Source organism: Burkholderia sp. Ac-20345, assembly GCF_017104825.1.
GTDB classification, from domain to species: Bacteria; Pseudomonadota; Gammaproteobacteria; order Burkholderiales; family Burkholderiaceae; genus Burkholderia; species Burkholderia lata_B.
Genome location: NZ_JAAGPO010000020.1, coordinates 32,469 through 57,567, shown reverse-complemented (window position 1 = coordinate 57,567; position 25,099 = coordinate 32,469). Strand labels below are relative to the sequence as shown.

The 25,099-nt window shown below is 66.9% G+C and carries 22 protein-coding genes and 1 tRNA gene; 15 read left to right on the top strand and 8 right to left on the bottom strand.

Going from position 1 to position 25,099, the window contains the following annotated elements; genetic code table 11:
• Positions 1-125 precede the first annotated feature (125 nt).
• Positions 126-212 (bottom strand) — tRNA-Leu (locus tag G3O06_RS10365).
• A 237-nt stretch (positions 213-449) separates the two neighbouring features.
• On the opposite strand from G3O06_RS10365, the gene hpnD reads away from it, so the two are divergent.
• Positions 450-1,283 (top strand): presqualene diphosphate synthase HpnD, encoded by an 834-nt coding sequence (hpnD, locus tag G3O06_RS10360; protein WP_205815932.1) that lies wholly within the window; start codon positions 450-452, stop codon positions 1,281-1,283.
• 10 nt (positions 1,284-1,293) lie between these two features.
• Here the strand turns inward: hpnD and G3O06_RS10355 are convergent, their stop codons facing one another.
• The 3 genes from G3O06_RS10355 to G3O06_RS10345 form a co-directional block, all read right to left on the bottom strand.
• A complete protein-coding gene (locus G3O06_RS10355) occupies positions 1,294-2,508 on the bottom strand; it encodes a DUF1501 domain-containing protein (RefSeq protein ID WP_205815931.1) in 1,215 nt (404 codons plus the stop codon).
• 67 nt (positions 2,509-2,575) lie between these two features.
• The gene (locus tag G3O06_RS10350; protein ID WP_205815930.1) at positions 2,576-4,078 is read right to left on the bottom strand and encodes a DUF1800 domain-containing protein; all 1,503 of its coding nucleotides are present in this window, start codon (positions 4,076-4,078) and stop codon (positions 2,576-2,578) included.
• A gap of 134 nt (positions 4,079-4,212) precedes the next feature.
• Positions 4,213-4,488: a hypothetical protein gene (locus tag G3O06_RS10345; protein WP_174997965.1), complete on the bottom strand. Its 276-nt coding sequence runs from the start codon at positions 4,486-4,488 to the stop codon at positions 4,213-4,215.
• Between the two features lie 267 nt (positions 4,489-4,755).
• On the opposite strand from G3O06_RS10345, the gene ompR reads away from it, so the two are divergent.
• The 4 genes from ompR to G3O06_RS10325 all read left to right on the top strand — a co-directional run bounded on the left by ompR (position 4,756) and on the right by G3O06_RS10325 (position 8,224).
• Positions 4,756-5,481: a two-component system response regulator OmpR gene (gene ompR / locus G3O06_RS10340; RefSeq protein ID WP_004199523.1), complete on the top strand. Its 726-nt coding sequence runs from the start codon at positions 4,756-4,758 to the stop codon at positions 5,479-5,481.
• A 39-nt stretch (positions 5,482-5,520) separates the two neighbouring features.
• The gene (locus G3O06_RS10335) at positions 5,521-6,882 is read left to right on the top strand and encodes an ATP-binding protein (protein WP_174997966.1); all 1,362 of its coding nucleotides are present in this window, start codon (positions 5,521-5,523) and stop codon (positions 6,880-6,882) included.
• Between the two features lie 189 nt (positions 6,883-7,071).
• Positions 7,072-7,620, top strand: a complete 549-nt coding sequence (locus G3O06_RS10330; RefSeq protein ID WP_043188036.1) for a peroxiredoxin — start codon at positions 7,072-7,074, stop codon at positions 7,618-7,620.
• Positions 7,621-7,696: 76 nt separating this feature from the next.
• Positions 7,697-8,224: a carboxymuconolactone decarboxylase family protein gene (locus G3O06_RS10325; protein ID WP_011352388.1), complete on the top strand. Its 528-nt coding sequence runs from the start codon at positions 7,697-7,699 to the stop codon at positions 8,222-8,224.
• A 130-nt stretch (positions 8,225-8,354) separates the two neighbouring features.
• Here G3O06_RS10325 and ispF read toward each other — a convergent pair whose 3' ends face one another.
• Both ispF and ispD read right to left on the bottom strand, forming a co-directional pair.
• The gene (gene ispF, locus G3O06_RS10320) at positions 8,355-8,840 is read right to left on the bottom strand and encodes a 2-C-methyl-D-erythritol 2,4-cyclodiphosphate synthase (protein WP_174914614.1); all 486 of its coding nucleotides are present in this window, start codon (positions 8,838-8,840) and stop codon (positions 8,355-8,357) included.
• Between the two features lie 28 nt (positions 8,841-8,868).
• Positions 8,869-9,579: a 2-C-methyl-D-erythritol 4-phosphate cytidylyltransferase gene (gene ispD / locus G3O06_RS10315; protein WP_011352390.1), complete on the bottom strand. Its 711-nt coding sequence runs from the start codon at positions 9,577-9,579 to the stop codon at positions 8,869-8,871.
• A 107-nt stretch (positions 9,580-9,686) separates the two neighbouring features.
• Here ispD and mfd point away from each other — a divergent pair, with 107 nt between their 5' ends.
• The 4 genes from mfd to G3O06_RS10295 all read left to right on the top strand — a co-directional run bounded on the left by mfd (position 9,687) and on the right by G3O06_RS10295 (position 16,186).
• Positions 9,687-13,157: a transcription-repair coupling factor gene (gene mfd, locus G3O06_RS10310; protein ID WP_205815929.1), complete on the top strand. Its 3,471-nt coding sequence runs from the start codon at positions 9,687-9,689 to the stop codon at positions 13,155-13,157.
• A gap of 105 nt (positions 13,158-13,262) precedes the next feature.
• Entirely contained in the window at positions 13,263-14,483 is a 1,221-nt protein-coding gene (gene argE, locus G3O06_RS10305; protein WP_174967403.1) for an acetylornithine deacetylase, read from the top strand.
• A gap of 67 nt (positions 14,484-14,550) precedes the next feature.
• Positions 14,551-15,570: a threonine/serine dehydratase gene (locus G3O06_RS10300; RefSeq protein WP_174914608.1), complete on the top strand. Its 1,020-nt coding sequence runs from the start codon at positions 14,551-14,553 to the stop codon at positions 15,568-15,570.
• 145 nt (positions 15,571-15,715) lie between these two features.
• Positions 15,716-16,186, top strand: coding sequence for a DUF3574 domain-containing protein (locus tag G3O06_RS10295; protein WP_241019725.1), 471 nt, complete (start codon positions 15,716-15,718; stop codon positions 16,184-16,186).
• An 84-nt stretch (positions 16,187-16,270) separates the two neighbouring features.
• Here G3O06_RS10295 and G3O06_RS10290 read toward each other — a convergent pair whose 3' ends face one another.
• Positions 16,271-18,787, bottom strand: a complete 2,517-nt coding sequence (locus tag G3O06_RS10290; protein ID WP_174979708.1) for a penicillin-binding protein 1A — start codon at positions 18,785-18,787, stop codon at positions 16,271-16,273.
• A 443-nt stretch (positions 18,788-19,230) separates the two neighbouring features.
• Between G3O06_RS10290 and G3O06_RS10285 the strand changes: the two genes are divergently transcribed.
• The 4 genes from G3O06_RS10285 to G3O06_RS10270 all read left to right on the top strand — a co-directional run bounded on the left by G3O06_RS10285 (position 19,231) and on the right by G3O06_RS10270 (position 22,606).
• Positions 19,231-19,911, top strand: a complete 681-nt coding sequence (locus G3O06_RS10285; protein ID WP_011352396.1) for a PspA/IM30 family protein — start codon at positions 19,231-19,233, stop codon at positions 19,909-19,911.
• A gap of 90 nt (positions 19,912-20,001) precedes the next feature.
• Complete coding sequence (locus tag G3O06_RS10280) at positions 20,002-21,162, top strand: tetratricopeptide repeat protein (protein ID WP_205815928.1); 1,161 nt, start codon at positions 20,002-20,004, stop codon at positions 21,160-21,162.
• Positions 21,163-21,394: 232 nt separating this feature from the next.
• The gene (gene mscL / locus G3O06_RS10275) at positions 21,395-21,826 is read left to right on the top strand and encodes a large conductance mechanosensitive channel protein MscL (RefSeq protein ID WP_174914599.1); all 432 of its coding nucleotides are present in this window, start codon (positions 21,395-21,397) and stop codon (positions 21,824-21,826) included.
• A gap of 333 nt (positions 21,827-22,159) precedes the next feature.
• Complete coding sequence (locus G3O06_RS10270) at positions 22,160-22,606, top strand: hypothetical protein (protein ID WP_027784713.1); 447 nt, start codon at positions 22,160-22,162, stop codon at positions 22,604-22,606.
• 66 nt (positions 22,607-22,672) lie between these two features.
• On the opposite strand, the gene G3O06_RS10265 is transcribed toward G3O06_RS10270, so the two are convergent.
• Positions 22,673-23,566, bottom strand: coding sequence for an NAD(P)-dependent oxidoreductase (locus tag G3O06_RS10265; protein ID WP_205815927.1), 894 nt, complete (start codon positions 23,564-23,566; stop codon positions 22,673-22,675).
• A gap of 135 nt (positions 23,567-23,701) precedes the next feature.
• Here G3O06_RS10265 and G3O06_RS10260 point away from each other — a divergent pair, with 135 nt between their 5' ends.
• Both G3O06_RS10260 and G3O06_RS10255 read left to right on the top strand, forming a co-directional pair.
• Positions 23,702-23,911 (top strand): dodecin, encoded by a 210-nt coding sequence (locus G3O06_RS10260; protein WP_021160372.1) that lies wholly within the window; start codon positions 23,702-23,704, stop codon positions 23,909-23,911.
• Positions 23,912-24,132: 221 nt separating this feature from the next.
• The gene (locus tag G3O06_RS10255; protein WP_006762467.1) at positions 24,133-25,062 is read left to right on the top strand and encodes a LysR substrate-binding domain-containing protein; all 930 of its coding nucleotides are present in this window, start codon (positions 24,133-24,135) and stop codon (positions 25,060-25,062) included.
• Positions 25,063-25,099: the final 37 nt, after the last annotated feature.

Here is a 25,099-nt window from a genome sequence, read left to right as displayed (position 1 = left end):
CCTACGATGCCCCCGATTTCGTGGGGGTCAATGGGAAACGCTGGGCAACGTTGGTAACAAAAAACCCCGTAAGTCATTGACCGACGGGGCTTTGGGGGCAACGATGGCTGTCGTTGGGGAATATGTGGTGCGTGAGGCCGGACTCGAACCGGCACACCCTTGCGGGCGTCAGGACCTAAACCTGGTGCGTCTACCAATTTCGCCACTCACGCGCCTTTCCGTCGCCTGACCGCGCGAGACACAAGATACGTGCTCCATGCGCCCGGGACATCTCGCCGGCCCGAAAACCGGCACGCCCGATCAAGCGAGCCCGCGATTCTACCCGATCCGCGCGACCTTGTCTCGCCCCTGCCGACACCCGTCGTGCTGCGATGCTAGAATGCCGCGCTCGACGTTTCGGCACCGCGCCGCCACGCGTCCCCCGAACCCGCCCCCACACGATTCCGCCCGTGAACTCCGACGACTACTGTCAGCAAAAGGCCGCCCCTGCGGGCTCCAGCGTCTACTACGCGCTGCGTCAGGCGCCGCTCGCCACGCAACCGCGCCTGACCGCCCTGTTCGCGCTGCGTCGCGAACTCGAGGAAACCGTCAAGGAAATCAGCGACCCGACCATCGGACACACGAAGCTCGCGTGGTGGCACAAGGAACTCGCGGCGCTGGCCGACGGACAGCCGTCGCACCCGGTCACGAAAGCGCTCGCGCAGCATCATCCGGCGATCGCCGCCGAGGCCGATGCGCTGCGCACGCTCGTCAACGGTTACGGGATGGATCTCGAACAGGCGCGCTACCTCGATTTCGCGAACCTGCAGCGCTATATCGCGCAGGTCGGCGGCACCTTCGCGTCGCTGGTCGCGCGCGCCAGCGCGGCGAACCCGGCCGACCCGCAACCGTGGGCCGCGGATGCCGGCCGCGCATTGACGCTCGCGCAATTCGTGCAGGAACTCGGTAACGACGCGCGCCACGGCCGCATCTACCTGCCGATCGACGAACTGCAGCGCTACAACGTGACCGCGGCGGACCTGCTGAACCGCCGCTACAGCCCGGCCTTCACGGAACTGCTGCGATTCCAGACGACCCGCGCGCGCGAAGCGCTCGTGGCCGCCGAAGCGGCGATCCCCGCATCCGAACGCCGTGCCCAGCGCACGCTGCGCGCGCAGATCGCACTGGCCGGCGCACTGCTCGACGAAATCGAGCGCGACGGCTACCAGGTGCTACACCAGCGCGTTGCACTGACGCCGATCCGCAAGCTGTGGATCGCGTGGCGCACCACGCGCCGGCGCTGACCCTCGCGCATCACGCCCTCAACAACGGCAGCGTATCGAAGCGCTGCTGCAGCACGCGTGTCGCGTCAAGCCCCCACCACGGCCCGAGCACCGTCGCGTAAAGCTGGCGGAAATCGACCGCGACCGGCAGGTTGCCGTTGCCGTCGAGCCGCCCGAGCGCCGGCGGCGCACCGTACAGCCCGCCAGCCACGCGGCCGCCCATCACGAAATGCGGCGCGGCCGTGCCGTGATCGGTGCCGTTGCTCTGGTTCTCGCGCACGCGCCGCCCGAATTCCGCATACGTCATCACGAGCGTCTGGTTCCAGCGACCGAGCTCGATCAACGCGCCGCGCATCGCGCTCATTCCTTCCGCGAACTGCTTGAGCAGCGCGGCCTGCTGCCCCGGCTGGTTCTGGTGCGTATCGAAGCCGTTGAGCGTCAGGCGCAGCACCGCGACACCGTCCTGCGCACCGGGCCCGGACGCTTCGCACGCGGCCAGCACCTGCATCGCGGTCTTGACCGACGTGCCGAACGCGCCGGCCGGAAAGGCCGTCCTGAATTCACGCATCCCGCCGCGCGGGCGCAGCCGGTCGGCCGCCTTCACGATGTCGTTCTCGACGTCGATGATGTGTGCGAGCGCGGGGTTCTGTTCGCGCAGCGACGACGGCTCGGCGAGCCGGGCCGCACGGATGAACTGCGCGGGATTGACGAGCGCGATCGCGCGCGCACCGTTCGAGAGCGGCCCCATCTCGGCGCTGCCGAGCACGACGCCGTCCGCCGCGAAACCGGGCGGCACGGGCGCCTGCGCGAACGTGCGCGTAAGCCAGCCTTCGTGCAGGTACTGGTCCGAGCGTGATGCGGTATCCCAGATCTCGATCGAGCGGAAATGCGACAGGTTCGGCTGCGGATAGCCGACGCCCTGCACGACCGCGACCTGTCCGTCGCGCCACAGCGGCATCAGCGGCGCGAGCGACGGATGCAGCCCCGTGTGCGCGTCGAGTTGCAGCACCTGCTCGCGCTTGATGCCGATGCTGCGCCGGAACTGGTAGTACAGCGGGTCCGCGTACGGCACCACCGTGTTGAGGCCGTCGTTGCCGCCCTTCAGCTCGACGAGGATCAGCACGTTCGCATACCCGGCCGCCGGCTGCCGTCCCGTCGCGGCCGCGGCCATCGCGGGCGCCTGCCACATCGACACGCCAGCCGCGGCTGCAGCGCCTGTCAGCGTCAGAAAATCACGTCGGTTCATCGTGCATCCTTTGGTTCGCCGCCCGGTATCTTTGCCGCACCGGCTCCCCGCTTCATCGTCGTTCGAATCATTTCAGTTGATAGGCCGGATCCATCAGCAGCGCCTCGAGATACGCGCTGCCGGTCGAATCCGTGTCGATCGCCGCGACCGGCGAAAGTTGCAGCACCGCGTGCTGCAACTGAAGCTCGGTCGACAGCCCCGCGATCGCCTGCGGCCGCGCGCGATATTGCGCAAGCCAGCGTTCGAGGTCGAAACGCAGACCGGCGCGCGCGGGCTTGGCGGGCGTGCCGCGCATGCCGACAGCGGACGCCGTATCGGCCACCGGCATCACGTGCGCGCGGCCATTCGGCGGCGGCGCCATGGCATGCGCCGGCGGATGCATGCCGGCCGTCTCCGTCGCGCGGAACAGTTGCTCGACGAACTGCTTGCGCGCGAGCAGCGTCGTGCTGTTGATCCACAGCCCACCGCCCGGCCAGCCCTTCACGTTCGGCGGGTAGAACAGGTTCTGCCCGAGCGTGCGCACGGTGTTCGCAAGCATCTGCGGATCGCCGTATGAAACGTCGAACAGCCGCACCGACCCGACGACGAATTCCGCCGGCGACTTGACGAGCACGCCGCGGTTGCGCGGATCCCAGAAGGCATCGGTCGACCACAGCGCGGCGAGCGCCGCGCGAATGTCGTAGCCGCTCGAACGAAACCGCTCGGCCACCGCATCGAGCGCACCGGGATCGGGCGTATCCGACACGAACTCGCGCCACAGCTTGCCCGCGATGAAGCGCGCGGTGCCGGGCCGCTTCAGCAGGATGTCGAGAAAGCCGTCGCCATCGAACGGCCCCGTTTCGCCAAGGATCGTCTTGTCGCCCGCGTCGTGCAAATCCGGCCGAACCTCGAAGCGATAAGTATCGGGATCGACCGTCCAGCCCGTCATCGCGCGCGCAGCTTCGGTCACGTCGTTTTGCGTGTAATGCCCTTCGCCGAGCGTGAACAGTTCCATCACCTCGCGCGCGAAATTCTCGTTCGGGCGCCCCTTGCGATTGCTCGCCCCGTCGAGGTACTGCAGCATCGCCGGATCCTTCGCGACCGCGTGCAGCAGCACGCCGAAGTTGCCGAGCGCCTCGCGGCGAAACAGCGCGTTCTGCGCGGCCATCGTCTGCGGGTAAGGCACCTTGTCCTGCCCTGACGTGAAGTGCCCGTGCCAGAACAGCGTCATGCGCTCGGTGAGCGGCGACGGCGTGACGATCATCTCGTTGACCCACGCCGCGCGCAGCGCATCGTACCGAACGTTGCGCTCGCGCTGCTCGTCGCGCCGCATGTCGGGGGTCAGCGCCTGGCGCTGCGCGCGCGTCGGCGGCAGCTCGGCGATCCAGTCGGGCCATGTCGTGACGGGGTCGCGACGAACATTGCCAAGCGTGTCGGCCACGACCTGCGCGCGCGTCATGCCGACGATGCGAGCAACATCGGCAGGCGCGGGAGAAAAACCGGTACGGCTCAGGAAAAACAATGCATCGTCGGCATCGAGCGGCGACTGCATCGCGGGCGACGGCGCCGGTGCGGCAGCGTTCGCTTTCATCGTCATGGACTCCCGGAGCGCACCGGCGGTGCGGATGCCGGTACAACGGCATTCGGCGGGTGAAAGTTGACGGAAAAAGTGCTACGAATTTTTTCTGCGCGGAGATTTCCACGCAGCGCGAAAGACGGCGAGCGTCAGCGCTTGTACAACTCGCGAACGGCGTCTTCGATGTGCTGGCGCAGCAGGTGCCGCTCCTCGGGCGTCATGTGCCCGTCGCGGCGGTGCTGCTCGAGATCGGGAGGCACGGCGGAACGAACCGGCATCTCGGCGGCACGATCGGGCTGCGCCTTGCTGCGCGGCAGCTTGCGCGACGGTGCGCCCTGTTCGGGGCGCTGCGCATACGCGAAGTTCGACGCATACGGACCGGCAAGCGCGATCGTCAGCATCAGTGCAATCCGGAAAGATCGCATGACCGTCCTCGCTTCTTTGGTCGATTTGTTCCCTTCGTCACGCGGCAACCGGCTACCTCTGGTACTTGAAAAACCCTGCGGAATTCGGGTGTGCAAAGATGAAAGATGGAGTGCAGGGGAGTATCTACCGAATTTCGGCTTCGAGTAAAGGAATCTCTATAGCCTGCCTTTACTCTGCGCGACACTACGGGTAAATTTTGTAACCGACTGTAACGCACGAAAATACGCGGCCGTGCGTCAATTCCCATTCGCGATAAGATGCCGATCATGGAAACGAAAAACCCCTCCAAGATTCTCGTCGTCGACGACGACCCGCGCCTGCGCGATCTGCTGCGCCGCTATCTCGGCGAGCAGGGTTTCAATGTCTACGTCGCCGAAAACGCGACAGCCATGAACAAGCTCTGGGTACGCGAGCGTTTCGACCTGCTCGTGCTCGACCTGATGCTCCCGGGCGAGGACGGCCTGTCGATCTGCCGCCGCCTGCGCGGCAGCAACGACCGCACGCCGATCATCATGCTCACCGCGAAGGGCGAGGATGTGGATCGCATCGTCGGCCTCGAGATGGGCGCCGACGATTACCTGCCGAAGCCGTTCAACCCGCGCGAACTCGTGGCACGCATTCACGCGGTGCTGCGCCGCCAGGCGCCGGCCGAACTGCCGGGCGCGCCGTCGGAAACCACCGAGGTGTTCGAGTTCGGCGAGTTCTCGCTGAACCTCGCGACGCGCACGCTGACGAAGTCCGGCCAGGAAATTCCGCTCACCACCGGCGAATTCTCGGTGCTGAAGGTGTTCGCGCGCCATCCGCGCCAGCCGCTGTCGCGCGAGAAGCTGATGGAACTCGCGCGCGGCCGTGAATACGAAGTGTTCGACCGCAGCCTCGACGTGCAGATCTCGCGCCTGCGCAAGCTGATCGAACCGGATCCGGGCAGCCCGCGCTTCATCCAGACCGTCTGGGGCCTCGGCTACGTGTTCATCCCGGACGGCGCCGCCTGATCTTTTCCTTTCCGGTTTCGCCCGCCCACGGCCCGTCCCATGCGTATTGACCGGCGCCTCCTGCAGCTCGCGTTCGGCGGGCTGTTCTGGCGCACCTTCCTGCTGATCGCGCTGCTGATCTCGGTCAGTCTCGCCGCGTGGTTCCAGAGCTTTCGCGTGATCGAGCGCGAGCCGCGTGCGCAGCGCGTCGCGCTGCAGCTCGTCGCGATCGTGAAGCTCACGCGCACCGCCCTGCTCTATTCCGATCCCGATCTGCGGCGCGCGCTGCTGCAGGATCTCGAGAGCAACGAGGGCGTGCGCGTTTACCCGCGCGAGAAAACCGACAAGTTCAAGCTGCAGCCCGATGAATCGCTGAACCGCCTGATCGAACACGACATCCGCAGCCGCCTCGGCGACGATACCGTGATCGCGCAGTCGGTCAACGACATTCCCGGCGTGTGGATCAGCTTCAAGATCGACGACGACGATTACTGGGTCGCGCTCGACCGCGACCAGCTCGACAGCGTCACGGGCCTGCAGTGGGCCGGCTGGGGGCTATTCGCGCTCGCGTTGTCGCTATTCGGCTCCGCGTTCATCACCAGCCTCGTGAACCGGCCGTTCTCGCGGCTCGCACTCGCCGCGCGCCAGGTCGGTTCGGGCCAGGCGCCCGAGCCGCTGCCCGAGCGCGGGATGGGTGTCGCGGCCGATACCAATCGCAGTTTCAACCAGATGGTGCGCGACCTCGAACAGCTCGAGGCCGACCGCGCGCTGATGCTCGCGGGCATCTCGCACGACCTGCGCACACCGCTCGCGCGGCTGCGGCTCGAAACCGAGATGAGCCCGTCCGACCAGGCGACCAAGGACGCGATGGTCGACGACATCGAACAGATGGACCGCATCATCGCGGCCTTCATCGACTACGCGCGCCCGTCGCAACGCAAACCGGAGCCCGTCGACCTGTCGTCGATCGCGCAGGAAGTCGCCGCGCGCGTGTCAGGCGAGGACGGTGTCGAGATCCGCACGCGGCTCGCGCCGAGCGCGGTGATCGAAGCCGACGAGACCGACATGCGCCGCGTGATCGGCAACCTCGTCGAGAACGCGCGCAAGTATGGCCAGAGCAAGCAGGACGGCGTGTCGCGCATCACGCTCGAGACGCGCGTATCGCACGCGCGCGTCGAGCTGTCGGTGAGCGACGAAGGCCCCGGCATCCCCGAGGATCAACTGCCGCTCGTGATGCGGCCGTTCTACCGCGTCGACACCGCACGCACCAAGGCGGACGGCACGGGCCTCGGGATGGCGATCGTGCTGCGCCTCGTCGGCCGCTATCGCGGCGCACTGCGCCTGCGCAACCGCAACCCCGAGGCGGGCCTCGAAGTCACGCTCGAATTCCCCGGCGCCGGCAAGGCGCGTGCGACTGCGTGACGCGCTCGCGCGCGCTTCTTGCACTGCACACTATCGATCCGGTTGAAAAAAACTATGAAGATCGTTAGTTAAAATCTATTGAAGCACTTTACTAATAGTGTTATAGTTTTACCCATGCTGTCACATCATCGTTGCAGCACCGAGGTAGCTTGACTCAGTCTTCTTCCCAACTCATACAGGAGTATCCGCATGAAAACCGTGGGCGATAAACTCGAAGCTTTCACCGTCGTAGCCGCGAAGCCGGGCTTCAACAATCACGAGGAAAACGGCCAGTCGGCATTCGAGACCGTCACCGAAGCGTCGTTCCCGGGCAAGTGGAAGATCATCTACTTCTATCCGAAGGATTTCACGTTCGTGTGCCCGACGGAAATCGTCGAATTCGCGAAGCTCACGAAGCAGTTCGAAGAGCGCGATGCCATCCTGCTGGGCGGCAGCTCGGACAACGAATTCGTCAAGCTCGCATGGCGCCGTGAGCACAAGGACCTGAACAAGCTGAACCACTACTCGTTCGGCGACGTCAAGGGCGAGCTGATCGACCAGCTCGGCGTGCGCGACAAGGAAGCCGGCGTGGCCCTGCGTGCAACGTTCATCGTCGATCCGGACAACACGATCCAGCACGTTTCGGTGAACAACCTGAACGTCGGCCGCAGCCCGGAAGAAGTCCTGCGGATTCTGGACGGCCTGCAAACGGACGAACTGTGCCCGTGCAACCGTGCAGTCGGCGGCGCAACGCTGTAAGCGCATCGATGCACGAAGCCCGCGGCGCACGTCCTGCCTGCGGGCTTTTTTAACGGCCAACCCATAGGAGATATCAATGGAATTCATCGATTCGATTAAGGCGCGTATTCCCGACTACGCGAAGGACATTCGCCTGAACCTCGACGGCACGATCTCGCGCTCGTCGCTCGAAGGCACCGACGCGGTCGGCGTCGCGCTGGCGGCGGCGATCGCGGCGAAGAGCACGGTGCTCATCAAGACGATCCGCGAAGCCGGCGTCCTGTCGCCCGAAGAGACGAACGCCGTGCTGACGGCGGCCGCGCTGATGGGGATGAACAACACCTGGTATCCGTATGTCGAGATGGCCGACGACGCCGACCTGAAGACGCAACGCGCCGAGCTGCGGATGGGCGCGTATGCGACGCACGGCGGCGTCGACAAGCGCAAGTTCGAGATGTACGCGCTCGCCGCGTCGATCGTCGGCAAGTGCCACTTCTGCGTGAAGTCGCACTATGCGCTGCTGAAGAACGAGCAAGGGATGACCGTCACGCAGCTGCGCGACGTCGGCCGCATTGCATCGGTGATCAACGCCGCCGCGCAAGTCATCGCCGCAGAAGGCGAATAAGCGGTACGCCACTCGGCCGGCCGCCGCGCCAGCCCAGTGGTCGCTCCAGACGAAAATGCCACGCATCTGCGTGGCATTTTTCATTTCCGCGGCGCGGCGCGCCGGGCAACCCGCGCGCCGCCGCCGGGCGTCAGCCGCCCTGCTTCACCAGCAGCGCGGCGGCCTGCGCCTCGATCCCCTCGCCGCGGCCGAGATAGCCGAGCTTCTCGTTGGTCTTCGCCTTCACGTTCACGCGATCGAGCGGCAGCCCGAGATCGGCCGCGATGTTCGCGCGCATCCCGTCGATATGCGGTGCCAGCTTCGGCGCCTGGGCGATCACGGTGCTGTCGACGTTCTGGATCGTGAAGCCGGCCGCCTTGATGCGGACGGCGCACTCGCGCAGCAGCACGCGGCTGTCGGCGCCCTTGAATGCCGCGTCCGTGTCGGAGAAATGGCGGCCGATGTCGCCGAGCGCCGCCGCGCCGAACAGCGCGTCGGTGATCGCGTGCAGCAGCACGTCGGCGTCCGAGTGGCCGAGCAGGCCGCGTTCGTACGGAATCGTCACGCCGCCGATGATGAGGGGGCGCCCCTCGACGAGCTGGTGCACGTCGTAGCCTTGTCCGATTCTGAAATCCATGCGTATTCCGATTGTGAGGGGGTGAAAGTCAGGAAGCGTTCGTGGAACGCGCGAGAATCGCTTCCGCGAGCGCGAAATCTTCCGGGTACGTGACCTTGAAATTGCGCAGGCTGCCCTGCACGACGCGCGGCGTATGGCCGGCCCATTCGATCGCGCTCGCTTCGTCGGTCAGGTCATGCCCTTCGCGCTGCGCGCGCAGGATCGCCTCGCGCAGCATGCCGATGCGGAACATCTGCGGCGTCTGCGCCTGCCACAGCGCGTCGCGCGACTCGGTGCGCGCGATCGCGTCGCCGCCGGCCGGCACGCGCTTGAGCGTATCGGCCACCGGCAGCGCGACGATGCCGCCGACCGGATCGTCCTTCAGCGTCGCGACCAGCGTGCGGATCAGCTCCGGCGTGATGCCCGGGCGCGCGGCGTCGTGCACCAGCACCCAGTCGTGGTCGGTCGCGCCGAATTCGGCCAGCTCGAGCAAACCGTTCAGCACCGACGCCTGGCGCGAGCCGCCGCCGCAGCGGCGCACCGCGAAGCGCAGGCCCGCGAAGCGGCGCGCGTCGAAGTGGGAATCGTCGGGCGCGAGGACGACGAGCGTCTGCGCGAATTCGCTGCACGCGTCGAACGCGGCGAGCGTGTAGTGCAGCAGCGCGCGGCCGGCCAGCGTGCGGTATTGCTTCGGCACGGCCGAACCGGAGCGGCTGCCCGTGCCGGCACAGGGAATCAGGGCGAAAAGTCGGGGAGTCACGAAATGGAACGCCGGAAAGATGAAATCGAGAAGCGGATTTTATAATAGGTCTTTCGTCTCGACCGGCGCACCGCGATGCGCCCGTGCACGCCACCCCTGTCGTCCCTATGCCAGATAACGCTTCCACCCCGTCCGCCTCGCCCGTTGCCCGCGTCAAGCCCGGCCAGCGCTTCGCCTTCGACGGCGCGCATGGTTCCGCCGACGCGCTCGCCATCGCCCGTTATCTCGCCGACAACCGCGGGGAGGTGCCGCTCCTCGCGGTGATCTGTGCGAACGCGGTCGACGCGCAGCGGCTCTCGCAGGAAATCCGCTATTTCTCGCCCGACGCGCGCGTGCGCCTGCTGCCGGACTGGGAAACGCTGCCTTACGACACGTTCTCGCCGCACCAGGATCTCGTATCCGAGCGTCTCGCGACGCTGCACGACCTCGGCGAGGGCCGCTGCGACATCCTGCTCGTGCCCGCGACCACCGCGCTGTACCGGATGCCGCCCGCGTCGTTCATGGCCGCGTACACGTTCGCATTCGCCCAGGGCGAGCGGCTCGACGAGGCGAAACTGAAGGCGCAGCTCACGCTGGCCGGCTACGAGCACGTGAGCCAGGTCGTGCGGCCCGGCGAATACTGCGTGCGCGGCTCGCTGATCGACCTGTACCCGATGGGCTCGCCGCTGCCGTACCGGATCGACCTGTTCGACGACCAGGTCGACTCGATCCGCGCGTTCGACCCCGACACGCAGCGCAGCCTCTACCCGGTGCGCGACGTGCGCCTCCTGCCCGGCCGCGAGTTCCCGTTCGACGAAGCCGCGCGCACGGCCTTCCGCAGCCGCTGGCGCGAGACCTTCGAAGGCGACCCGAGCCGCGCGCCGATCTACAAGGACATCGGCAACGGCGTGCCGTCGGCCGGCATCGAGTATTACCTGCCGCTGTTCTTCGACGAAACCGCCACGCTGTTCCACTACCTGCCGCAGGATGCGCACCTCGTGTTCACCGGCGATCTCGAGGCATCGATCCGGCGCTTCACGGCCGATACGAAGCAGCGCCATGCGTTCCTCGCGCACGATCGCGAGCGGCCGATCCTCGAACCGCAGCGCCTGTTCCTGTCCGACGAGGATTTCTTCGCGTTCGCGAAGCCGTTCGCGCGTGTCGTGCTGCCCGCGCAGCCGGCCGGCGGCTGGGCGACGGCGCTGCCCGAGCTCACCGTCGATCGCCATGCCGACGATCCGCTCGCGTCGCTGCGCACGTTCGTCGAATCGTCAGGCAAGCGCGTGCTGCTGACCGTCGAATCGGCCGGCCGGCGCGAGACGATCCTGCAACTGCTCGCCGAACACCATCTGCGCCCCGCGTCGAACGACCACTTCGCGGGCTGGCTCGAGAGCGACGAACGCTTCGCGCTCGGCGTCGCGCCGCTCGCGAACGGCTTCGCGGTGCCGGGCGAAGGCTATGCGGTCGTCACCGAGACCGAGCTGTACGGCGCGCTCGGCCGCCGCGCGGGCCGCCGCCGTCAGGAACAGGCCAGCAACGTCGACGCGATGGTGCGCGACCTGTCGGAGCTGAAGGTCGGCGACCCGGTCGTCCACGCGCAGCACGGCATCGGCCGCTACATGGGCCTCGTGTCGATGGATCTCGGTGAAGGCGAAACCGAATTCCTGCATCTCGAATACTCGGGCGACAGCAAGCTCTACGTGCCCGTCGCGCAATTGCACGTGATCTCGCGCTACAGCGGCGCCGATCCCGACAGCGCGCCGCTGCACGCGCTCGGCTCCGGCCAGTGGGAGCGCGCGAAGCGCAAGGCCGCGCAGCAGATCCGCGATACGGCCGCCGAGCTGCTGAACCTGTACGCGCGCCGCGCGGCCCGCGAAGGCCACGCGTTCTCGCTCGATCCGCGCGACTACGTGAAGTTCGCCGAAAGCTTCGGCTTCGAGGAAACGCCCGACCAGGCGGCCGCCATCGCGGCCGTGATCGGCGACATGACGAGCGGCAAGCCGATGGACCGCCTCGTGTGCGGCGACGTCGGCTTCGGCAAGACCGAGGTCGCGCTGCGCGCCGCGTTCATCGCGGTGCTGGGCGGCAAGCAGGTCGCGCTGCTGTCGCCGACCACGCTGCTCGCCGAGCAGCACACGCAGACATTCGCCGACCGCTTCGCCGACTGGCCGGTGCGGATCGTCGAGCTGTCGCGCTTCAAGACCGCGAAGGAAGTCAACGCGGCGATCGCGCAGATCAACGAAGGCAGCGTCGACATCGTGATCGGCACGCACAAGCTGCTGTCGTCGGACGTGCAGTTCAAGCGCCTCGGCCTCGTGATCATCGACGAGGAACACCGCTTCGGCGTGCGCCAGAAGGAAGCGCTGAAGGCGCTGCGCGCGGAAGTCGACGTGCTGACGCTCACCGCGACGCCGATCCCGCGTACGCTCGGGATGGCGCTCGAAGGGCTGCGCGATTTCTCGGTCATTGCAACCGCGCCGCAGAAGCGGCTCGCGATCAAGACCTTCGTGCGCCGCGAGGAAGAAAGCGTGATCCGCGAGGCGATGCTGCGCGAGCTGAAGCGCGGCGGCCAGGTGTACTTCCTGCACAACGAGGTCGAGACGATCGAGAACCGCAAGACGATGCTCGAGGCGCTCGTGCCGGAAGCACGCATCGTGATCGCGCACGGCCAGATGCACGAACGCGAGCTCGAACGGGTGATGCGCGATTTCGTCGCGCAGCGCGCGAACGTGCTGCTGTGCACGACCATCATCGAGACCGGCATCGACGTGCCGAGCGCGAACACGATCATCATGCATCGCTCGGACAAGTTCGGCCTCGCGCAGCTTCACCAGCTGCGCGGCCGCGTCGGCCGTTCGCATCACCAGGCGTATGCGTACCTGCTGGTCCACGATCCGCAGGCGCTGACCAAGCAGGCCCAGCGCCGGCTCGAAGCGATCCAGCAGATGGAGGAGCTCGGTTCGGGCTTCTATCTCGCGATGCACGACCTCGAGATCCGCGGCACCGGCGAAGTGCTCGGCGACAAGCAGTCGGGCGAAATCCACGAGATCGGCTTCCAGCTCTATACGGACATGCTGAACGACGCGGTGAAGGCCCTGAAGAACGGCAAGGAGCCCGACCTCACCGCCCCGCTCGCCGCGACGACGGAAATCAACCTGCATGCGCCGGCGATCCTGCCGGCCGACTACTGCGCGGACGTGCAGGAGCGGCTGTCGTTGTACAAGCGTCTCGCGAACTGCGAACACGGCGACGCGATCGACGGCATCCAGGAAGAGCTGATCGACCGCTTCGGCAAGCTGCCGCCGCAGGCGCACGCGCTCGTCGAGACGCACCGGCTGCGGATCGCCGCGAAGCCGCTCGGCATCGTGAAGATCGACGCGAGCGAGGTGGCGATCGGGCTGCAGTTCGAGCCGAATCCGCCGATCGACCCGATGCGGATCATCGAGATGGTGCAGAAGCACCGGCACATCAAGCTCGCGGGCCAGGACAAGCTGCGCATCGAGACGCGCTCGCCCGATCTCGCGATCCGCGTGTCGACGATCAAGGAAACGCTGCGCGCGCTCGGCCCCAAGCAGGGAGCGGCAACCGCGGCGCGCTGACGCAATACTGACGGGTGCGGCGTTGCTGCACCGCATCGCGTCCGGCGAAGGCGGGCCGACGCGTTTTTGAGTATGATTTTCCCATTCATCAGACGGAGTTTTGCCATGTCCACTCTCGACGCGACGGCGCCGTCCGCCGCCGACCAAGGCGATGCGTCGCTCGTCAGCCTGCCCTGGATCAAGCAACTGGTGTCGATGGACACGACGAGCCGCGTGCCGAACCTCGGCCTGATCGAAACGGTGCGCGACGCGCTCGCCGCGAAGGGCATTGCATCGACGATCACGCACGATCCGCGCGAAGGCTGGGCGAACCTGTTCGCGACCGTGCCCGCTCATGACGGCTCGACGAACGGCGGCATCGTGCTGTCGGGGCATACCGACGTCGTGCCGGTCGACGGCCAGCAATGGGACAGCAATCCGTTCGCGCCGGAAATCCGCGACGGCCGCCTGTACGGCCGCGGCACCTGCGACATGAAGGGCTTCATCGGCGCGGCGCTCGCGCTGCTGCCCGAAATGCAGGCGACCAAGCTCGCGAAGCCGATCCATTTCGCACTGTCCTACGACGAGGAAATCGGCTGCGCGGGCGCGCCGCTGATGATCGCCGACCTCGTCAAGCGCGGCGTGCAGCCGTCCGGCTGCATCGTCGGCGAGCCGACCAGCATGCGGCCGATCATCGCGCACAAGGGCATCAACGCATACCGCTGCTGCGTGCGCGGCCACGCGGCGCATTCGTCGCTGACGCCGAAGGGGCTGAACGCGATCGAGTATGCGGCGCGCCTCATCTGCCACATCCGCGACATCGCCGACCGCTTCCGTGCCGAAGGCCCGTTCGACGCGCTGTACGACGTGCCGTTCACGACCGCGCAGACGAGCACGATCCAGGGCGGCAACGCGATCAACACAGTGCCGGCCGAATGCCGGTTCGACTTCGAGTTCCGCAACCTGCCGACGCTCGACCCCGAGCAGATCTTCACGCGCATCGAAGCGTATGCACGCGACACGCTGCTGCCGCAGATGCTCCGCGAGCATCCGAATGCCGCGATCGAATTCTCGAAGATCGCCGCGGCGCCCGGCCTCGACGCCACCGAACAGGCCGCGATCACGCAGCTCGTGCGTGCGCTGACGGCCGACCAGGACAAGCGCAAGGTCGCCTACGGCACCGAGGCCGGCCTGTTCGAACGCGCGGGCATCCCGAGCGTCGTATGCGGGCCCGGCAACATCGAGCAGGCCCACAAGCCGAACGAATATGTCGAGCTCGCGCAGCTCGCCGGCTGCGAGCAGTTCCTGCGCAAGTTCATCCGCAGCATGTCGGTCGACGCGCACTGACTGCCTCCCGTCACGCCGGCCCGCGTGTGCGGGCCGGCCCACTCCGCCACCCGCCCCCCGCCACGTCATGTCGACTGAACAACACGGCACCGCCCATACGACGATCGACGGCGAGCCGATCCCGACGCTCGACGAAATCGCCGCGCAGCATTTCGCGTTGTCGCCGTGGGTCGCACGCACGCCCGTGTTCGAACGCGCCGACCTGCCGTCCCTCGAGGGCACGCACGTCAACTTCAAGTTCGAGTTGCTGCAGGTCAGCGGCAGCTTCAAGGCGCGCGGCGCCTTCACGCACCTGCTCGCGCTCGACGAGGCGCGCAGGAATGCCGGCGTCACCTGCGTGTCGGCGGGCAATCACGCGGCGGCCGTCGCGTATGCGGCAATGCGGCTCGGCAGCAGCGCCAAGGTCGTGATGTTCCACACCGCGAGCCCGTCGCGCATCGCACAGTGCAAGCAGTACCGCGCGGAAGTCGTGCTGGCGGGCAGCGCGTCGCAGGCGTTCGATCTGGTCCGGCGGATCGAGGCCGAGGAAGGCCGCTTCTTCATCCATCCGTTCAACGGCTACCACACGATCCTCGGCACCGCGACGCTCGGCTACGAATGGGCGACGCAGACCCCCGACCTCGACGCGGTGATCGTGCCGATCGGCGGCGGCGGGCTCGCGGCCGGCATGGCGACCGCGCTGCGGCTCGCGAATCCGCGCGTGCACGTGTACGGCGTCGAGCCGGAAGGCGCCGACGCGATGAGCCGCAGCTTCGCGGCGAATCACACGATCAAGATGAGCGCGATGCAGACGATCGCCGATTCGCTGATGGCGCCGCATACCGAGGAATACAGCTACCAGCTGTGCCGGCGCCACGTCGACCGCATCGTCACCGTGTCCGACGACGCGCTGCGTGCCGCGATGCTGTTCCTGTTCTCGCAACTGAAACTGTCGGTCGAACCGGCGTGCGCGGCCGCGCTCGCCGCGCTGCTCGGCCCGCTGCGCGAAACGCTGCAGGGCAAGCGCGTCGGCGTGCTGCTGTCCGGCACCAATACGGATCCCGGCACGCTCGGCATGCATCTCGCGCACGCGAAATTGCAGCCCTGACCCCGCATCGGGCACACGAGGACAAACCTAGGGTTATCCCCAGATTATGTTGACAGCCCTGTTGATAACCCGCCGGACAAGCACGCAAGTGGTTGAGCGCGCAGCGTTTTGCACGCGCGGAGGTCGATCGTCACGAAATGGGCAGATGCGGCCGCCAGCCGCGTGCGCCACGGCCTGGCAGCGCCGCGCGGCGCCAGTGATCGGCGCCGTCGCGATCGCGCTGCTCGCCGGTTGCGCGGCACCGCCCTCGCCCGTCGTCGGCGCGCCGTCGGCCTGCACGCAGCCCGGCGAGAGCCGCATGCTGCAGGCCGACCTGCTGTTCGGGCGCGACATGACCGGGCGCGGCCCCGTCACCGATGCGGAACGCGCGGCGTTCCTCGCCGACACGGTCACGCCGCGGTTCCCCGACGGCCTCACCTACTGGGACACGCACGGCCAGTGGCGCGACCGGGCAAGCGGCGGGATCACCCGCGAAGACAGCTTCGTGATCCGTATCATCGGCGACGATACGCCCGACACGCGCGCCAGGCTCACCGCGATCCGGCAAGCGTACATCCAGCGATTCCACCAGCAATCGGTCGGCATGACGGTCGTGCCGGCCTGCGCGGCGTTCTGACTCCCCTTCTCTCCGCCGACGATTCGCGCAAAAAAAACGGGCGCCCGAAGGCGCCCGTCTCGTGCCGGAACAGCGGCGTGCCGCTTACTTGTTCTCGAACATGTCCATGATCTGCTGCTTCTCCTGCGCCGTGACAGGCGGCGGCGCAAGGCCCGCCGCACCGGCCGAGCCGAGTGCGTCGTTCGCGCTGATCGCATTCTCGGCCGGGTTGATGTCGACGTTCGCGACGAAGCCGTTGCCCGGCGTGCGATCGGCGTAGAACAGCTCGCCATCGATCGAAGTCAGGCCGTCCGGCATCGGCATCTGCTGCTCGGGCACACCGTTCAGCGCGGTGCGCATGTAGTTCACCCAGATCGGCAACGCGAGCTGCGCGCCGAATTCGCGGCTGCCGAGGCTCTTCGGCTGGTCGAAGCCCATCCACGCAACTGCGACGAGCGACTGCTGGTAGCCGGCGAACCAGCCGTCCTTCGCGTCGTTCGTCGTACCCGTCTTGCCCTGCAGGTCGCCTCGGCCCAGTGCGTTGGTGCCCGCGCCCGTGCCGGCCGTCGCGACCGAATGCAGCAGGCTGTTCATCACGTACGCGTTGCGGCCTTCGATCGTGCGCGGCGCCGTGCTGCCCGCGAGCACCGGCTGCGACTTCTGCAGCGGCTGGCCGCGGGCGTCGTCGACCTCGGCGATCAGGTACGGATCGACCTTGTAGCCGCCGTTCGCGAACACCGCATAACCGGTCGCGAGCTGCAGCGGCGTCACGAGGCCCGCACCGAGCGCCATCGGCAGGTAAGGCGGCGTCTTCGCGGGATCGAAGCCGAAGCGCTGCGTCACGTACTGCTGCGCGTACTGCGTGCCGATCGACGCGAGAATCCGGATCGACACGAGGTTCTTCGAACGCTGCAGGCCGGTGCGCATCGTCATCGGGCCGTCCGGCTGGTCGTCGTCCTTCGGCTCCCATGCGGTGCCGCCCGGCACGCTCGGCGGGAAGTACAGCGGCGCGTCGTTGATCATCGTCGCCGGCCCCATGCCCTTGTCGAGCGATGCCGAGTAGATGAACGGCTTGAACGACGAGCCCGGCTGCCGCCATGCCTGCGTCACGTGGTTGAACTTGCTCTTGTTGAAGTCGAAGCCGCCGACCAGCGAGCGGATCGCGCCATCCTGCGGCGCGATCGCGACGAGCGCGCCTTCGACCTGCGGCAGCTGCACGACCTGCCAGCCCGTCTTGCCGTCCTTCAGCACGCGCACGACCGAGCCCGGCTTGATGCGCATCGTGTCGTTCGCGCGGGGGCCGAGCGCGGCCGCGACGAAGCGCAGCCCGGCCGGGCCGATCGTCGTGGTCGCGCCACCGACAAACTGCACCTCGACCGCGTTCGGCGACGCCGACAGCACGACCGCCGACTGCAGGTCGCCATTGTCCGGATGATCGGCGAGCGCATCGTCGATCGCCTCGTCGCGGTCGTCGCCGGCCGCGGGCAGCTTGATCGACGCTTCCGGCCCGCGATAGCCGTGGCGGCGCTCGTAGTCGAGAATGCCGCGACGCACGGCCTGGTACGCGGCTTCCTGGTCGGACGAGTTGATCGTCGTCGTGACGGTCAGCCCGCGCGTATAGGTTTCGTCCTTGTACTGCTGGTACATCATCTGCCGCACCATCTCGGCGACGTATTCGCCGTGCACCGCGTACTGGTTGCCCGGCGTGCGCACGTGGATCTCTTCCTTCACTGCCTCGTCGTACTGCGGCTGCGTGATGTAGCCGACCTCGAGCATGCGTTTCAGGATGTATTCCTGGCGCACCTTCGCGCGCTTCGGATTGACCACCGGGTTATACGCGGACGGCGCCTTCGGCAGCCCCGCGAGCATCGCCGCTTCCGCGACCGTGATGTCCTTCAGGTCCTTGCCGAAGTACACGCGCGCGGCGGCCGCGAAGCCGTACGAGCGCTGGCCGAGATAGATCTGGTTCATGTACAGCTCGAGGATCTGGTCCTTCGTCAGGGCCTTCTCGATCTTGTACGCGAGCAGCATTTCGTAGATCTTGCGCGTGTAGGTCTTCTCGCTCGACAGGAAGAAGTTGCGCGCGACCTGCATCGTGATCGTGCTCGCGCCCTGGCGCGCGCCGCCGTGCATCAGGTCGGCCACACCCGCGCGCAGGATGCCGACGAAGTCGACGCCGCCGTGTTCGTAGAAGCGGTAGTCCTCGATCGCGAGTACGGCCTTCTTCATCACGTCGGGAATGTCCTGGAAGCGCACGAGGCTGCGGCGCTCTTCGCCGAATTCGCCGATCAGCACGTGATCGGCCGTGAACACGCGCAGCGGCACCTTCGGCTGGTAGTTGGTCAGCGCATCGAGCGACGGCAGTTGCGGCGCCATCACGACCAGCGCGTAGCCGACGATCAGCGCGCCGACGATCGCCAGCGTCACGAACAGGCCGGCGAACCACAGCACGACGCGCGAGCCGAACGAGCGACGGTGCCCGCCGCCGCCGCTGCGCTGGGTGCGGCGGTCGTCGTCGCGATCGTCGTCATCGGGGTAATAGGCTCCGGACGGCGAACGGCGCAGCGTGTAGTGGGGTTCGTTCCTGTCGGAAGAAGAAGGCGGTCGTTTGATAATTGGCATGTCGGAATGGCGGGCGTACGTGGCGCCCTCGGACGCATGCGGAAATGCAGGCGAATGAATCAGAGCGGATACAGCGTGATGCGGCTGTCACGTCGACAGACCCCGCCGCGCGGCGATCCGTTCCCGCGACGTGACAGCGCATTTTAATGAAATCGACCGGGTGCCTTCGCGATTTTTTGTAAAAATTCCCGCAATGCCGTGATTTAAGGAACGTATTGTCGGCATCCTCTGCCTATCATGGACACGCAATATGGCGCGCACGGCCGATTTTCTTTCAATCGCGAAAGGTTCGACATCCTGATGCGCAAGCCGCTTGAACTCGCGCGTTTAAGCCGTATTTAAGTGAACCGGTGGTGTAATATCCGCCGGCTCATGCGGGTCGGAACCGGCTCGCAACGGGCACTGCCGCTCTCACGCGGCGCCTTTCAACCACGGAGGATTTCATGTCGCTTTTCGACTCTGTTTCGCGCACGATCAAAGGCCTGCTGAACGATGCGGCCGATTCGGTACAGGATCCGTCGCGCGACGCACGGCAGATCGTGCGGGAGCTCGACGACAGCATCGGCCGTGCCGAGAATTCGCTGATCGAGATCGAGGCACAGGTCGCAACCCAGCGCAGCAAGCGCGATGCGGCCGACGACAAGGTGAAGAAGTACGAGGACGGCGCGAAGCGCGCGCTGCAGTCCGGCGACGAGGCACTCGCTCGTGAGGCGCTCGGCGCGCAGTCGAACGCGGAAGCCGAGCGTGACGCGCTCGCGGCCGAGCTGTCGACGCTCGAGCCGTCGGTCGACAAGCTGAAGGGGCAGATCGCCGACATGCGTCAGCGCCGCAATGACCTGAACGCACGCTCGAACATCCTGCAGGCCAAGCAGGAAATCGCGCAGGCGAAGGACGTCGCGGCAAGCGCCTTGGGCGGCATCGGCGGCAAGAACCTGTCCGAGGACTTCCAGAAGCTCGAGGACAAGGTCGCGCTGCAGAATGCGCGTTCGGACGCACGCCTGAATTCGGCCGACACGTCGAGCGGCAAGGCGCTCGACGACAAGCTCGCCGCGCTGAACAAGGGCCCGTCGGTCGAGGATCGCCTCGCCGCACTGAAGAAGCAGCTCGACACGCCCGCGCAGTAACGGCAACTGCGGGCAACCGCGCCGCCGCCCGCCCCGGGCGCGCGGCGCGAACCGATTGTCAGGAGACGGGCGCCTGCGCCCGGTTCGACCATGAAGAAATCTCTCGCCGCACTCGGCCTCTCGCTGATGTTGCTGTCGTCCGCCGCGTTTGCGGTCCCGTCGCTGCAGCAAGTCGAGCAGTCGATCGCGCAACGCAACTGGCAGCAAGCCGACACGCAGCTGTCGCAAGTCATCGGCGCCCATCCGAACAACGCGCACGCGCGCTACCTGTACGCGCAGGTGCTGGACCGCGAGGGCCGCGCGTCCGACGCACTCGAGCAGCTGCAGCGCGCGAAGTCGCTCGATCCGCAACTGAAGTTCACCGACGCGTCGCGCTTCGCGCAGACGGAGTCGCGCATCCGCGCCGACGCCGCGCGCGTGAGCGGCAACGTGCCGTCGGCCACGCAGGCCGGCACGCTGCAATCGTCGCTCGCGCCCGCCGTCGCGCCGGCCGAAAAACACGGCCCGTCAACCGGCATGTGGATCGGCCTCGGGCTGATCGTCGCGGTCATTGCGCTGGTGCTGCGCTGGACGCTGCGGCGCGCGCGCACGGCCGACAACAGCCGCGCCGACGACGAACGCCGCACGCAGCTCAAGCGCGCCACCGACGTGCTGAACGACATCCGCCCGCTGAAGCTCGACGCGAAGCTGTCGACGGCGCCCGGCGCCGCGGCGCTCACGGGCGAACTCGAAGCGATCGAGACCGACGCGCGCACGCTCGTCGAAACGCTGGCAAACGGCAAGAATCCGGTGCCGCCGTATCGCGTCGATGAACTCGAACAGCGCCATGCGAGCGTGAAGGCACGCGTCGAAGGCCGCCCCGACCCGGCCGCGCAACCGGCTGCACCGGCGAACGGCAGCGGCTCCGTGTACGCGCAGGAAGCCGATCGCATGACGGGCGCGCAAGGTCAGCCGTATCCGCAGCAGCCGTACCCGCAACAGCAACCGCCGGTGGTGATCCAGCAAGGCGGCGGCGGTTTCGGCGGCGGCATGGGCGGGCTGCTGACCGGCGTATTGCTCGGCGAGGCGATGTCGGGCGGCCGCGAGCGCGTGGTCGAACGCGACGTGATCGTCGACGGCGAGCGCCGCCGGCAGGAGAACGACCCGGGCTTCGACCTCGGCCGCGGCGATGCGTCGAACTGGAGCGACGGCAACGGCGGCGGCATGGATCTCGGCAGCAACGACGACGGCTGGACCGACGACAACACCTGAAGTTGCGCAGCGCGTCGACGCACCCGCGACGCGCTGCCTCGCACGCCACGCTCCCCTGCATGGCCGGCCGCGCCGCCGCGCGGATTTGTCAATCATTTCAAGATGGGCTACCGGCAATGGGGAGCGTTCGCTATCATGCGGCCATCGGCGTGCCACCGACCCTCATTCGACGCTCTGCATCCTTGCGCGTCGCGGCACGTCTCCCCTCGCCCCAACCAGGAGAAAGCCGCTCATGAGCATCATCAAGGAATTCAAGGAGTTCGCCGTCAAGGGCAACGTCATGGATCTCGCCGTCGGCGTGATCATCGGCGGCGCGTTCTCGAAGATCGTCGATTCAATCGTGAAAGACCTCATCATGCCGGTCATCGGCGTGCTGACCGGCGGTCTGGATTTCTCGAACAAGTTCGTTCTGCTCGGCACCATCCCCCCGACGTTCAAGGGTAATCCCGATTCGTTCAAGGACCTGCAGGCCGCGGGTGTCGCCGCGTTCGGCTACGGCTCGTTCATCACCGTCGCGATCAATTTCGTCATCCTCGCGTTCATCATTTTCCTGATGGTGAAATTCATCAACAAGCTGCGCAAGCCGGAAGAAGCCGCGGCGGCCGCGACGCCGGAAGACACCGTGCTGCTGCGTGAAATCCGCGATTCGCTGAAGCAACGCTGATCGCCGAGCGCCCCGCCAGCCAGGCCCGCCCCGTGCGGGCCTTTTTATTGCGCGCGCGATGCACCGCCGCATGCTGCCTATCTCACTTTTTTGTGACGGGCGAATGCACGCGCGGGGAAAGCAGGTCTATGATGGAGACTAAACGACAGTACGGGCGCCAAGACGCTGGCTGTGTCGATCATGGCGAGCAGGTCGACGGGAGACATTGATCGTCGTACTGCACGAAGGCAGCATTTTCGTGTGCTATAAAGGATCGACATGCGGCGTACATAGCCGGGAGTGGGTCGCATGAAAGTGCCGCATTTCTTGCAATTGTTTTTGAGGCGAGTGTTTATGTCCTTCCCGAAAAAACGTCGGCGTGCCCAGCAGGATGGCCAGGAGTCATTCCTCGCGGTATTGCGCCACTCGAAACCGTTTGCCCAGCTCGACACCAAGATTGCCCGCGCCCGTGCGCAGGACGAACCCGTCCTGTACGCGCATGTGCTGCCCGGTCTCGACGTGCTCCTGTGCAGCGTGCGCGGCGCCCAGCCGCCTTATCCGGCTATCGCCGAGCTGCGCAAGCGCTGCATCGAATCGATCGCCAACGCGCTCGAGCAGCCGCTGGACGGCCTCGAGAACGGCGGATACTGGTATGAAGCAAACGGCTTCGGCTTCCTCGTATTTGCCAGCCGTGCGCGTGCGCGCATCCTGCCCGAGTTTGGTGCAGGCACGAAAGCGAGCCTGCGCGGCGGGCTCGGCCGCCAGAACGCCGGCGACACGACACCACGCTCCCTCGGCTGATCCGCCTGCCATTCGATGGGCCGCCTCCAGGCGGCCCATCTGCCATTCACGCGCCCCGCTTGCCCGTCACGACACCTGCTGACGCCCGTTGCCGGGCCGCACGATGTCGATGAACGCGGCGAAATCGGCGCCGGCGAGCCCTTGCGCGGCACCGAGCCGCAATACCTGCTGCACGGTGGCCGACACGGGCATCACCGCGCCCGTGTCGCGCGCCGCGTCGGCGATCGCATCGACGTCCTTCTGAAATGTGCTGAGCGCGCCGATCGGTACGTGACCGCCCGACGTCATGCGCGGCACGAACGTCTGCAGCAGCACCGAATCGGCCCAGCCGCCGGCCAGCGCTTCGGCCAGCCGCGCGGCATCGATGCCGCTCGCCTGCGCCAGACCGACGGCCTCGGCGATCGCGGTCACCGTCGCGGTGACGATTGCCTGGTTGCACAGCTTCGCCGTCTGCCCCGCGCCCGCGTCGCCCATGTGCGTGATGCGCGACGCGTACGTGTCGATCAGCGGCCGCACCGCATCGAGATCGTCCGCGCGGCCGCCGGCCATCACCGCGAGCGTGCCGGCCTGCGCGCCGGGCACGCCGCCCGATACGGGCGCATCGACCCAGCCGACACCGAGTGCGGCTGCGCGCGCCGCGTACTCACGCGTCGCGGCAGGCGGGATGCTCGAATGATCGACGATGCGCTGCAGGCGACGCGCAGCGGCGTCGCCGGAGAGCAGCCCATGCTCGCCGAATACGACGTCGCCCACCGCGCGGCCGTCGAGCACGCACACGAATACCGTATCGACGCGCTCCGCCAGTTCGCGCGGCGTGCCGACCACCTGCGCGCCGTCCTTCACGAGCGCCTCGGCCTTGTCGCGCGAGCGATTCCACACGCTGACGCGATGCCCGGCCGCCAGCAAATGCCGAATCATCGGCGCGCCCATCAATCCCGGTCCGCAAAATCCGACTTCCACGATGTTCCTCGTCTCCGATATGGGTTGAACTTGCCGCCCATCATACCTATCACTCAAGAAGCCGGGCACGCGCGGCGCCGCTTCGGGACCACGGCTTGCACCGGCCATCCATACCGATATCCCAGGGAGCGCATCATGAGCGACCACGTGTACAAGATGATCGAGCTGACCGGTTCGTCGCAGCAATCGAGCGACGACGCCATCCGCAACGCGATCTCGAAAGCCGGCAAGACGCTGCACAACCTGCACTGGTTCCAGGTGACCGAAACGCGTGGCCACATCGAAGGCGACCAGGTCGTGCACTGGCAGGTCACGCTGAAGGTCGGCATGCGCATCGACGACTGACGCGCACGCCGCATCACCCGTCGCGCCGCGATCCGGACTCGCGCAACGCGCGTCCGCGCGGCGCCGCGCGCTTCACATCGCCCCCCGTTCGGGCCCCTTGTCGCGGCCCGGCCGGCGGGTGCCTGCGGGTATCCATCTCTTGACGCTGGCCCAGCTTCATATTAAAAACGATATACCCCAATACCCCATCGATCAGCCCAGACATATAACCCGGAGATATCATGAGTCAGCAACGCGAGGCGATCGACACGTACCTCTTGCGCGTCTTGCACACCTTGTTGATGGAGCGCAGCGTCACGCGCGCGGCCGTCAAACTGAACCAGTCGCAACCGGCGATCAGCGCCGCGCTGCGGCGCCTGCGCGACATCACCGGCGATCCGCTGCTGGTGCGCGGCAAATCCGGCATGGTGCCGACCGAGTACGGGCTACGCCTGCTCGAGCCCGTGCAGAACGCGCTGCGTGAAATCGAGCGCATCAAGTTCCAGCAGCACAACTTCGACCCGGCCACGTCGATCCGCTGCTACCGGATCGGCTGCCCCGACTACCTGAACGTGCTGTTCGTACCAACCGTCGTCGAGCGCTTCCGCCAGGCCGCGCCGAACGCGACGCTCGAATTCCATTCGCTCGGCCCCGCGTTCGACTACGAGCTCGCGCTGGAAGACGGCAAGCTCGACATCGTCGTCGGCAACTGGCCCGAACCGCCCGAGCAACTGCACCTGTCGAACCTGTTCGTCGACGAAATCGTCTGCCTGATGAGCAACACGCACCCGTTCGCGAAGCGCGGCGGGCTCACGCTCGACCAGTACCTGAACGCGCCGCATCTCGCGCCGACGCCGTACTCGGTCGGCCAGCGCGGCGCGATCGACGTGCATCTCGCGCGCGAACGGCTCAAGCGCCACGTGGTCGTCACGCTGCCGTACTTCAACCTCGCGCCTTATGTGCTCGTGAAGTCCGACCTGATCTTCACGACGACGCGCCTGTTCGCCGATCACTACGCGAAGTTCCTGCCGCTGTCGGTCGTGCCGGCACCGCTCGACTTCCCGCCGATGCAGTACTACCAGCTGTGGCACGAGCGCTGCCACTACTCGGACGAAGTGCGCTGGCTGCGCAGCCTCGTCGCCGAAGCCACCCGCACGCTGATCGAGGCGTAACGGCCCGCGTCGCACGCGCCGTCCCGGCGCGGCGACA

Coding starts and splice junctions, on each gene's coding strand:
- G3O06_RS10355 (WP_205815931.1), bottom strand. CDS start 2,508: ATGAACCGACGTGATTTTCTGACGCTGACAGGCGCTGCAGCCGCGGCT.
- G3O06_RS10350 (WP_205815930.1), bottom strand. CDS start 4,078: ATGAAAGCGAACGCTGCCGCACCGGCGCCGTCGCCCGCGATGCAGTCG.
- G3O06_RS10345 (WP_174997965.1), bottom strand. CDS start 4,488: ATGCGATCTTTCCGGATTGCACTGATGCTGACGATCGCGCTTGCCGGT.
- ompR (WP_004199523.1), top strand. CDS start 4,756: ATGGAAACGAAAAACCCCTCCAAGATTCTCGTCGTCGACGACGACCCG.
- G3O06_RS10335 (WP_174997966.1), top strand. CDS start 5,521: ATGCGTATTGACCGGCGCCTCCTGCAGCTCGCGTTCGGCGGGCTGTTC.
- G3O06_RS10330 (WP_043188036.1), top strand. CDS start 7,072: ATGAAAACCGTGGGCGATAAACTCGAAGCTTTCACCGTCGTAGCCGCG.
- G3O06_RS10325 (WP_011352388.1), top strand. CDS start 7,697: ATGGAATTCATCGATTCGATTAAGGCGCGTATTCCCGACTACGCGAAG.
- ispF (WP_174914614.1), bottom strand. CDS start 8,840: ATGGATTTCAGAATCGGACAAGGCTACGACGTGCACCAGCTCGTCGAG.
- mfd (WP_205815929.1), top strand. CDS start 9,687: ATGCCAGATAACGCTTCCACCCCGTCCGCCTCGCCCGTTGCCCGCGTC.
- argE (WP_174967403.1), top strand. CDS start 13,263: ATGTCCACTCTCGACGCGACGGCGCCGTCCGCCGCCGACCAAGGCGAT.
- G3O06_RS10300 (WP_174914608.1), top strand. CDS start 14,551: ATGTCGACTGAACAACACGGCACCGCCCATACGACGATCGACGGCGAG.
- G3O06_RS10295 (WP_241019725.1), top strand. CDS start 15,716: ATGCGGCCGCCAGCCGCGTGCGCCACGGCCTGGCAGCGCCGCGCGGCG.
- G3O06_RS10290 (WP_174979708.1), bottom strand. CDS start 18,787: ATGCCAATTATCAAACGACCGCCTTCTTCTTCCGACAGGAACGAACCC.
- G3O06_RS10285 (WP_011352396.1), top strand. CDS start 19,231: ATGTCGCTTTTCGACTCTGTTTCGCGCACGATCAAAGGCCTGCTGAAC.
- G3O06_RS10280 (WP_205815928.1), top strand. CDS start 20,002: ATGAAGAAATCTCTCGCCGCACTCGGCCTCTCGCTGATGTTGCTGTCG.
- mscL (WP_174914599.1), top strand. CDS start 21,395: ATGAGCATCATCAAGGAATTCAAGGAGTTCGCCGTCAAGGGCAACGTC.
- G3O06_RS10270 (WP_027784713.1), top strand. CDS start 22,160: ATGTCCTTCCCGAAAAAACGTCGGCGTGCCCAGCAGGATGGCCAGGAG.
- G3O06_RS10260 (WP_021160372.1), top strand. CDS start 23,702: ATGAGCGACCACGTGTACAAGATGATCGAGCTGACCGGTTCGTCGCAG.
- G3O06_RS10255 (WP_006762467.1), top strand. CDS start 24,133: ATGAGTCAGCAACGCGAGGCGATCGACACGTACCTCTTGCGCGTCTTG.